1 protein-coding gene is annotated in these 1,406 nt (G+C 76.2%); it reads right to left on the minus strand.

Translation table 11 applies throughout. From position 1 onward, the window contains the following. Positions 1–1,406 (minus strand): AMP-binding protein (locus tag DQW06_RS18135; protein ID WP_157983479.1); only part of this gene is annotated, 1,406 nt, incomplete at both ends.

The raw sequence follows: 1,406 nt of genomic DNA on the forward strand, positions 1-1,406 counted from the left end.
GCGCTCGTCCTCCTCGGGCAGGACGAGCGCGCCGCCCGCACCGAGCAGGCCGAAGACGTCGTAGACCGACAGGTCGAAGTCGAGCGCGGACAGGGCCAGGACCCGGTCGCCGGGGCCGACCCGGTAGCGGTCGTTGATCTCGGCGACCGTGGTGAGCGCGGCGGTGTGGGAGACCTCCACGCCCTTGGGCTCCCCGGTGGAACCTGAGGTGAAGATCGTGTAGGCGGCCTCGCCGGGGTCGCGCGGCACGGGCGCGTCCAGGGGCGGGGTCTGGAGGAGTTCGGCCACGTCGGCGGACCGGGGCGCGCCGGTGCCGTCGCCGACGGCCAGCACGGTCCGGGCCGCGCGGTGGATGCGCTCGCGCCGCAGCGGGGGCTGGCCCGCGCCGACCGGAACGTAGAGGGCTCCGGCGGCCAGGACGCCCAGGACCGCGCAGACCTGGTCGGGGCCCTTGGGCAGGCACACCGCGACCGCGTCGCCGGGCCGCACGCCGCGTTCGACCAGTCCGGCGGCGACGCGCAGGGACCGGTCCGCCAGCTGGCCGTGGGTGGTCACGGCCCGGTCCGTGACCAGGGCGGGGGCGTCGGCGCGTGCGGCCGCGCCGTCGAAGAAGGCGTCGTGCAGCAGGGCCTTCCGGACGGTCCCGGAGGGGGCGTTGACCGAGGCGCGCACCACGCGCTGGTCGGCGGGCAGCATCCGGGCGCAGGCCTGCTCCCAGCCCTGTTCGCCGTCGCGGGCGAGCGCGCGCAGCAGTTCCAGGTAGGCCGCGAACATGGCGTCCAGGACCCCGGGGCGGAACAGCTCCTCCACCGCGTCCCAGTACACCTCCAGCCCGCCGCCGCTCTCCAGGACCTGGTTGTCCAGGTACACCTGGGGCGACTGGGACAGGCCCCACACCCGGCGCGGGAAGTCCGGGGACAGGTCCATGGACACCCCCTCACCCACACCCAGGGAGCTGGTGAACACCACGGGGATCCCGGGCTGGGCGGTGCCGGTGCGCCGCGCCAGCTCGCGCAGCACCTCCTCGGCGGGCACCTCCCGGTGGTCCAGGTCCCGGCCCAGGCGCCGCTGGAGGTCGCGGGCCGCCCCGGCGGGGTCCTGGCCGGGCGCGCGGTGGTAGGAGGTCAGCGACAGGGAGGTGAAGTCGCCGAGCACGCGGCCGATGTGGGGGTGCAGGTCGTGGCGGTTGAACAGGGTGAGGGTGAGGCTGAGTTCGGTCTGCCCGCTCCACCTGCCGAGGACCTCGCCGTAGCAGGCCAGCAGCAGGGTGGCGGGGGTGACGCCCGCGGCGCGGGCCAGGCCGGTGAGGGCGTTCCACTCCTTGGGGTCGAGCCGGTCGGCCCTGCGGGTGAACCGGGGCCGGTCGACGTCGGCGGGGTCGGTGCGCAGCGGCAGGGCGGGGGCGG

Source organism: Nocardiopsis sp. TNDT3 (genome assembly GCF_003427465.1).
GTDB lineage: Bacteria > Actinomycetota > Actinomycetes > Streptosporangiales > Streptosporangiaceae > Nocardiopsis > Nocardiopsis dassonvillei.